This is a genomic window from Halomonas sp. BC1 (assembly GCF_002078135.1).
GTDB lineage: Bacteria > Pseudomonadota > Gammaproteobacteria > Pseudomonadales > Halomonadaceae > Vreelandella > Vreelandella stevensii.
This window is the reverse complement of record NZ_LFGS01000017.1, coordinates 163,541-171,694: the sequence shown is the minus strand read 5'-3', so window position 1 is coordinate 171,694 and position 8,154 is coordinate 163,541. Positions and strand designations below refer to the sequence as shown.

Sequence of the window (8,154 nt, the reverse complement as noted above, 5' to 3'; positions counted from 1 at the left end):
AAGAAGAAACACACTATATAAACGGTGACGGAAACCACATAAAACTCGGGGAAACTAATGAAACACTTTTTTACCACCTCCGCTATCGCCACTGCCGTTGCACTGGGCTTGGGCACCCGAGTTCGACACTTCCAGCCCGATTTCGGCCTGAAATCGGCACTCATGGCATGAGAATTCAGTAGCTTAGCCATCTCTTGCCGAATTCTTTGTAGTGACACGTTTTTCTCTTGATGTCTTGCCAGACATAGATTGAGAGGTCTATCGTAGTGACATGTTTGTCAAAGTCACCAAATCCGGTCCGCGCCGCTACGTGAAGCTCGTCGAGTCTTATCGCGACGAGGCCGGCAAGCCGCGCCAACGCGTGATCGCGACGCTGGGACGCCTGGAAGCCGTCACCGCCGGGGAGTCCAGCGCGCTGATCAATGGCCTGCTGCGCGTCACCGGCCAGCCGACGCTCGAGGAAGGCACCGGCGAGACCGACTTCGCGCCGGCGCGTTCCGTGGGTGATACCTGGCTGCTGACGTCACTCTGGAAAGAGCTCGGCCTGGATGACGCCTTCCGGCGTGTCTTGCGTAGCAAGCGCCAGTTCGATGCCGAGCGGCTGCTGCGGGTCATGGTGTTCAATCGGCTGTGTGATCCGGAATCCAAGCTCGGGGTGCTGCGCTGGCTGGAAGATGTACTGGTGCCCGACGTCGACACGGCCTCGATCAGTCACCAGCATCTGCTGCGCACCATGGATACCCTGTCGGACTGCAGCGAAGCTCTCAATGACGTTCTGGCACAGCAGCTCAAGCCACTGATCGACCAGGAACTCTCGATCGTCTTCTACGACCTCACCACGATTCGGGCAGAAGGCAGTACCTCACTCGACGGTGATCTCCGTCAATACGGTCCCTCGAAGGAGGGCGGCATCGCCCGCCAGTTCATGCTCGGTGTCGTGCAGACGGCGGAAGGCTTGCCCATTCACCACGAAGTCTTCGATGGCAATGTCGCGGAAACCCGCACGTTGCTGCCGACCATCGAAACGGTGGTCAAGCGCTTCAACGTGAGTCGAGTTGTGCTGGTCGCCGACCGTGGCCTGCTCTCGCTGGACAATCTGGCCGCCCTGTCCGCCGTACGTATCGAGGGTCGCCCTCTGGAATTTATCCTGGCGGTGCCGGGACGCCGTTATGGCGAGTTCGATGCGCTGCTGAAGGCGTTTCACCAGACGCATTGCCAGGACGCCGAACGCGAAGCCTACGGCGAGATGGCATGGCAGGACCATCGGCTGATCGTGGCGCACCGGCCGGAGGTCGCGAAGGCGCAGACGGCGGCACGCGATCAGAAGATCGAGGCGCTGCAGGCCGATGCGCGCCAGTGGTTCGAGAAACTGGACAATCAGGATGCCGGGCGGCGCTATCGTGGCAGAAAGCTCTCGGATGCCGGCGTCACCGCCAGGTTCTACAAGGCCGTCACCGACGCTCACCTCGGGCATATCCTGAAGGTCGATCTGACCGCCGAGACGTTCAACTATGTCCTGGATCAGCGGGCGCTCGATCGCGCCAGGATGATGGACGGCAAGCTGCTGCTGGTCACCAACATGGCCGACCACGACCCGCAGGAGATCGTAGAGCGCTACCGGGCGCTGGCAGACATCGAGCGCGGCTTCCGGGTGCTGAAGAGCGACATCGAGATCGCACCGGTCTACCACCGGCTGCCGGATCGTATCCGCGCCCATGTGCTGATCTGCTTCCTCGCGCTGGTGCTTTACCGGGTGCTACGAATGCGGTTGAAGGCCAGCGATCACCCCTTGTCACCGACGCGGGCACTGGAAATTGCCCGCAAGATTCAGTTCCACCAGGTCCTGCTGCACCGTCGCGAGACGGCGAGCGGCTTGACCAAACTGAAGCCTGAACAACGCGACCTTTTCGAAGCGATTGGCCTGCCGGCACCGACTGCATCTCGCTTGTAGTGCCAATTTTGAAAACGCGTTTTCAGGTTAATCAGTGGCTTACGCTTCTATCTGTCGAACTCGGGTGGGCAGTACCACTGCGTTTGCTGACACACCCACGGTCAATGTGGTGACTGACCCAAGCTTTGTGCCTTTCGAGATGCTCGACCCCGAAACCGGTGAAATGATCGGCTTCGACATGGACATCATCAACGAAATCGCCGAACGGGCTGGCTTCGACATCAATCTCACCACCATGGAGTTCGCGGGCATCATTCCGGCCGTCCAGACCGGCAGCCAGGAAATTGCCATTGCCGGTGTGACCATCACCGAAGAGCGTGCGCAGATCGTCGACTTCTCTGACCCCTACTACGACTCAGGCCTGCAGATCATCGTGCGTGCCGACAACGATGACGTAGAGTCCATCGAAGACCTGGCCGGGCTCTCCATCGCCACGCGCATCGGCTCCACCAGCTACGACTTCCTGCAAGAGCAGCTGGGCGACGACGCCGATATCACTCCCTATCCAGGCAATAGCGACATGTACATGGCCCTGCTGGGGCGTAACGTCGATGCCGCGTTCTACGATGCCCCCAACGTTGCCTACTTCTCGCAAACACGCGGTGAAGGTCGCACCAAGGTCGTCGGCCCCCTGTACGAAGGCCAGCAGTACGGCATCGTTTTCCACAAGGGCAGCCAGTGGGTAGAACCCGCCAATGAAGCACTCGCGGCCATGCGTGAAGACGGCACCTACGACGAGATTTACCAGAAGTGGTTTGGTGAGTCCTCCGACGAAGAGTAAGCACTGTCTGAGGTAAGTGCATTATCTCGCGTTTACAGGGCCGGGCGGCCTAGCCCCCGGCCCTGAATCATTGTGTGGTGCTGTTCTGGAGACGTCACGTGGAAGTCACTTTTCAATTCGACTGGGCGGCCGCTTTCCGCTCGATTCCCTACTTGTTACCCGGTATTCCGTGGACACTGCTGATCTCGTTCGGCGGCCTGGCCATTGGCTTTTTCATCGGCATCTTCTTTGGCCTGCTGCGCATCAGCCGCACGCGCTGGCTACGCTGGCCAGCCATCTTTTATGTTGAAGTCTTTCGCGGTACGCCCATCCTGGTGCAGGTGCTGTTCATTTTCTACGGCCTGCCCCAACTGCTGGGTGGCCCCATCAATGCGCTGGTGGCCGGCATTGCCGCCATTGCCGTCAATTCAGGGGCCTATATCTCCGAAATCGTACGTGGAGGCGTGCAGTCGATCGAACGCGGGCAACGCGAAGCATCGCTGTCGCTGGGGCTCTCCCGAGCGCAGTCGTTTCGTTACGTCATCTGGCCTCAAGCCTTCCGCCGCATGATCCCTCCGCTGGGCAACCAGGGCATCATCAGCATCAAGGACACCTCGCTGTTTTCCGTCATCGGGGTGGGCGAGCTGGTGCGCCAAGGGCAGATCTACATTGCCACCACCTTCACGGCGCTGGAAGTCTATTTCATGGTCGCCCTGATGTACCTGGCCATTACCTGGACCCTCTCTATCATCCTGCGCCAGTTGGAACGGCGCGGCGTCGTTGGCCAATAAGGAGCGCACAATGACTTCGACCTCATCGCCCATTGTGCAAATGCAGAAGCTCAACAAGCACTTTGGCAGCCTGCATGTGCTCAAGAACATCGATCTGGAAATCGTCCCTGGAGAAGTCGTCGTCGTGATCGGCGCCAGCGGCTCTGGTAAATCCACGCTGATCCGCTGCATCAACGGGCTGGAAGAGTTTCAGTCCGGCAGCCTCGATGTCGATGGCAATACGCTGCTGCCGGATGGCAAAAGTAGCAAGGCCCTGCAAACCATCCGCACCGAAGTCGGCATGGTGTTCCAGCAGTTCAACCTCTTCCCTCATCTGAGCGTCATCGACAACATTACCCTGGCCCCCATGAAAGTGCGTGGCTGGAGCCGTTCGGATGCCGAAGAGACGGCTCAGCGGCTGTTGGAACGCGTCGGCATTGCCGATCAGGCACAGAAGTACCCCAGTCAGCTCTCTGGAGGGCAGCAGCAGCGGGTCGCCCTGGCCCGCGCGCTGGCCATGGAACCCCGGCTCATGCTCTTCGACGAGCCCACCTCGGCGCTAGACCCGGAGATGATCGGTGAAGTGCTGGACGCCATGCGTGAGCTGGCCAAGGAAGGCATGACCATGGTCATCGTGACCCATGAAATGGGCTTTGCGCGGGAAGTAGCCGACCGCGTCATCTTCATTCACAAAGGGGAAATCACCGAGCAAGGGCCACCGGAACAGCTGTTCGATGCACCTCAGCACGAACGCACCCAGTCCTTCTTGGCGCGCGTATTGAAGCACTAGCAGCCCATCAGGGTACCTCCGCGACCGGCCTGTCCTTGCGACAGGCCTTTTTTTTGCCTGTGGATAATATTTTTTTCTCGGCTGCCACTATCGGGCTAACACCCGCGCCATGGGCATCTTTCAACGCATATGGTGGTCATTAGCTCTCTTGTTCACAGGTGCGGTAACAAGCACGGTAGCCAGCGGTGGATAAGCCGTCGTTAACCTGGGCTGTGGGTAAGTAAGCTTTTCATCCACAGCTCCGTCACCGCTTCTACGCAGGCACTCCGCCGGTTCGCCACTGCTTGGTCAACAATACAAAATAATGATTCATATAGGAAAAAATCATTTATCAACAGATTTTGTCCACACCATTAGTAACTACATTTACAGAACTTCTCTTATATATTTTTATTTTGTTATTAATCTATAAACTCACTGATAGCAGGGGTGTGGAAAAACCTGACGGTTACCCACAGGAGGTTTATACTGGCGGGCTTATTCCAACAGCGGTGATCCGCTGACCACATCATCCGTGCCTTGGGCACAAGACGAGGTGTCTCTTGAACTACCCCGACCGCTTTGACGTGATTGTCATCGGCGGTGGCCATGCGGGAACCGAAGCCGCACTGGCCTCTGCTCGCATGGGCTGTCAAACCCTATTGCTGACCCACAACATCGAGACGCTGGGCCAAATGTCCTGCAATCCCGCCATTGGTGGGATCGGCAAGAGCCATCTGGTCAAGGAGATTGATGCGTTGGGTGGTGCCATGGGGCTAGCCACGGATTTGGGCGGCATCCAGTTTCGAGTACTCAACGCACGTAAGGGGCCTGCCGTCCGCGCAACCCGCGCCCAGGCAGACAGGATCCGCTACAAGGCCGCCATTCGAGGCATGCTGGAAAACCAGCCGAACCTGACGATTTTCCAGCAGGCGGCTGGCGACCTCATTGTGGATAACGACACCGTACGTGGTGTGGTGACCGAGACCGGCATCCGTTTTCATGCCGAGTCGGTGGTGCTGAGCACGGGCACGTTCCTTGGCGGGGTTATCCACATCGGGTTGGATCAAAGCCGTGGTGGCCGCGCAGGCGACCCGCCTTCCAATGCGCTGGCCGAGCGACTGCGGGCTCTGCCTTTTCACGTCGACAGGTTGAAGACCGGTACCCCTCCGCGTATCGATGCCAAATCCGTCGACTTTTCACAGCTGGAAGAGCAGCCAGGTGACACGCCTACGCCGGTCATGTCCTATCTGGGGCATCGAGGCATGCATCCTCAGCAGGTGAGCTGCCATATTGCGCACACCAACGAGCGCACCCACGAGATCATCCTGAACAACCTCGATCGTTCCCCCATGTACTCTGGGGTAATCGAAGGCATCGGCCCCCGCTACTGCCCGTCGATCGAAGACAAGGTGCATCGCTTCGCCGACAAATCGAGCCATCAGGTGTTCATCGAACCGGAAGGTCTGGATACCCACGAGCTCTACCCCAACGGGATCTCCACCTCACTGCCCTTCGATGTGCAGCTGCAGGTCGTGCGCTCCATCAAAGGGTTGGAAAACGCCCATATCACGCGCCCGGGTTATGCCATCGAGTATGACTTCTTCGACCCGCGGGATTTGAAGCACTCGCTGGAAACCAAATTTATCCACAACCTGTTTTTTGCCGGGCAGATCAACGGCACCACTGGCTACGAAGAAGCGGGTGCTCAAGGGTTGCTGGCGGGGCTCAACGCGGCACGGCGAGCCAAGCAGCTGGAGGCGTGGTACCCACGTCGTGACGAGGCGTATCTAGGCGTTCTGGTGGATGACCTGATCACCATGGGCACCAAGGAACCCTATCGCATGTTCACGTCGCGCGCCGAGTATCGGCTGCTGCTGCGTGAAGACAATGCCGACCTCCGCCTGACCGAGCAGGGCCGCCAGCTGGGGTTGGTCGATGACACCCGCTGGGCGGCTTTCAGCCAGAAACGTGAGGCCATCGAGCGTGAAGCCACGCGCTTGTCCAGCGCTTGGGTACATCCCAACAGCCCGGCTGCCGCCAGCATCGCCGAGAAAACCGGCAAGCCGCTGTCGCGGGAGTACTGCCTGAGCGATTTGCTGAAGCGCCCTGAACTGACCTACGCCGATATTGCTGACCTGCCGGGCATGGAAAGCGGCGGCGTGGAGGATGAAGCTGTCGCCGAACAGGTGCAGATTCAGGCCAAGTATCAGGGGTACATCGATCGTCAGCAGGACGAAATCGATAAGCTCAAGCGCCACGAAGCCACTGCGCTCCCCGCTGAGCTGGATTATCACAACGTGGAGGGGCTTTCCCACGAGATTCGCCAGAAGCTCAGCGCCGCGCGGCCGGAAACCCTTGCCCAGGCTGCCCGTATCTCTGGAGTGACGCCTGCTGCCGTCTCGATACTGCTGATTCACCTGAAAAAGCGCCGCCTGATCAGCCATACCGAGGTCGCCAACGGATGAGTTTCTTGCCGCCGCTGATTGAAAGTCTGCCCGCTAGCGTGGCCCCCAGACTGGAGCAAGGGCTGTCCCAACTGGATATCGCCATTACGCCCATCCAGCGTGAGCAGCTGCTGGGGCTGCTGGCGCTATTGCACAAGTGGAACCGGGCTTATAACCTCACCGCCGTACGCGACGTTGATGAAATGGTGTCTCGCCACGTGCTGGACAGCGCGGCGGTGGCGCCCTTCATACGGGGGCCCCGACTTCTGGACGTAGGCGCCGGGCCAGGCTTGCCTGGGCTGGTGCTGGCGATTTTGAAGCCCGAGCTTCAGGTGACGCTGCTGGACAGCAACGGCAAGAAGGTTCGCTTCCAGCGGCAGGCCGTCATGGAGCTGGCGCTGAGCAACGTGACGCCCACTCAGGCAAGAGTCGAACAGTTTGCGGGCCAGCACTTCGATCAGGTGATCTCGCGGGCCTTCGCCAGCCTGGTGGACTTCGTGACCTTGACGCGCCCGCTACCGACCGCCGACGGCCAGTGGCTGGCCATGAAGGGCCCCGGTGCCGATGACGAGCTGCGCGACCTGCCAGCAGGTGTTGAACTGAACGCTCGGCACCTGTTGAATGTACCCTTCGAGACGGCCGAGCGGCAGCTGTTGATCCTGACCCCAAAAGGAGTTGAGTAGTGAGCCAGATCATTGCCCTGACCAACCAAAAAGGCGGCGTGGGCAAGACCACTTCAGCCGTCAATCTGGCCGCCAGCCTGGCCGCCCTGGACCGGCGCGTACTGTTGGTCGATCTCGACCCCCAAGGGCATGCCAGCATGGGCAGTGGGATCGACAAGTACGATCTGGAAAAGAGCGTGCTGGACGTGCTGCTGGGGGAAACCTCGGCCAGCGACGCCATCGTGCGCGGTTTGTCGGTTCGTTACGATGTCTTGCCGGGCAATGGCGATTTGACGGCGGCGGAAGTCGAGCTGCTGGACGCCGAGCAGCGGCAGAGTCGCCTTTCTCAGGCGCTGGCCAGCGTGGCCGACGAATACGATGTGGTGCTGATCGACTGTCCGCCGTCGCTGAACATGCTCACGGTGAATGCGCTTACTGCAGCCCACGGCGTACTGATCCCGCTGCAGTGTGAATTTTACGCGCTGGAAGGACTCTCGGCGCTGCTGGATACCGTGGAACAGATCAAGCAGAGCGTGAATCCCGAGCTTGCCGTCTCCGGTATCCTGCGCACCATGTACGACAAGCGCACCAGCCTCACGCGGGAAGTGGACAAGCAGCTACGCGACTTTTTCGGCGATGCGCTGCTGAAAACCACCATTCCGCGCAACGTGAAAGTGGCAGAAGCGCCAAGCCATGGCCTTCCCGTGACCCAGTACGCCCGTTTTTCGCGGGGCAGCCAGGCCTACCGCGTGCTGGCCAAAGAGATGATTCGACGGTTGTCACTGTAACGCCTGT

7 protein-coding genes are annotated in these 8,154 nt (G+C 59.5%); all 7 read left to right on the top strand.

Going from position 1 to position 8,154, the window contains the following annotated elements; translation table 11 throughout:
* Positions 1-271 precede the first annotated feature (271 nt).
* The 7 genes from B7L72_RS13860 (at position 272) to B7L72_RS13830 (ending at position 8,147) form a co-directional block, all read left to right on the top strand.
* Positions 272-1,951, top strand: coding sequence for an IS1634 family transposase (locus tag B7L72_RS13860; protein ID WP_081195039.1), 1,680 nt, complete (start codon positions 272-274; stop codon positions 1,949-1,951).
* A gap of 34 nt (positions 1,952-1,985) precedes the next feature.
* Positions 1,986-2,732 carry a transporter substrate-binding domain-containing protein gene (locus tag B7L72_RS13855; RefSeq protein WP_081195037.1) on the top strand — a complete coding sequence of 249 codons (747 nt, stop codon included), beginning with the start codon at positions 1,986-1,988 and terminating at the stop codon, positions 2,730-2,732.
* A gap of 98 nt (positions 2,733-2,830) precedes the next feature.
* A complete protein-coding gene (locus tag B7L72_RS13850) occupies positions 2,831-3,502 on the top strand; it encodes an amino acid ABC transporter permease (protein WP_081195035.1) in 672 nt (223 codons plus the stop codon).
* A 10-nt stretch (positions 3,503-3,512) separates the two neighbouring features.
* Positions 3,513-4,271: an amino acid ABC transporter ATP-binding protein gene (locus tag B7L72_RS13845; protein ID WP_081195033.1), complete on the top strand. Its 759-nt coding sequence runs from the start codon at positions 3,513-3,515 to the stop codon at positions 4,269-4,271.
* Positions 4,272-4,813: 542 nt separating this feature from the next.
* A complete protein-coding gene (gene mnmG / locus B7L72_RS13840) occupies positions 4,814-6,718 on the top strand; it encodes a tRNA uridine-5-carboxymethylaminomethyl(34) synthesis enzyme MnmG (RefSeq protein WP_081195031.1) in 1,905 nt (634 codons plus the stop codon).
* Positions 6,715-7,380 carry a 16S rRNA (guanine(527)-N(7))-methyltransferase RsmG gene (gene rsmG, locus B7L72_RS13835; RefSeq protein WP_081138479.1) on the top strand — a complete coding sequence of 222 codons (666 nt, stop codon included), beginning with the start codon at positions 6,715-6,717 and terminating at the stop codon, positions 7,378-7,380. The genes mnmG and rsmG overlap by 4 nt, the downstream gene beginning before the upstream one ends.
* On the top strand, positions 7,380-8,147 hold the full coding sequence (locus tag B7L72_RS13830; RefSeq protein ID WP_039179044.1) for a ParA family protein: 768 nt from the start codon (positions 7,380-7,382) through the stop codon (positions 8,145-8,147). Before rsmG ends, B7L72_RS13830 begins: the two co-directional genes overlap by 1 nt.
* The last annotated feature ends 7 nt before the right edge of the window (positions 8,148-8,154 follow it).

Excerpts from the sequence above, each read along its gene's own strand:
- B7L72_RS13860 (WP_081195039.1), top strand. The coding sequence starts at position 272 with ATGTTTGTCAAAGTCACCAAATCCGGTCCGCGCCGCTACGTGAAGCTC.
- B7L72_RS13845 (WP_081195033.1), top strand. The coding sequence starts at position 3,513 with ATGACTTCGACCTCATCGCCCATTGTGCAAATGCAGAAGCTCAACAAG.
- rsmG (WP_081138479.1), top strand. The coding sequence starts at position 6,715 with ATGAGTTTCTTGCCGCCGCTGATTGAAAGTCTGCCCGCTAGCGTGGCC.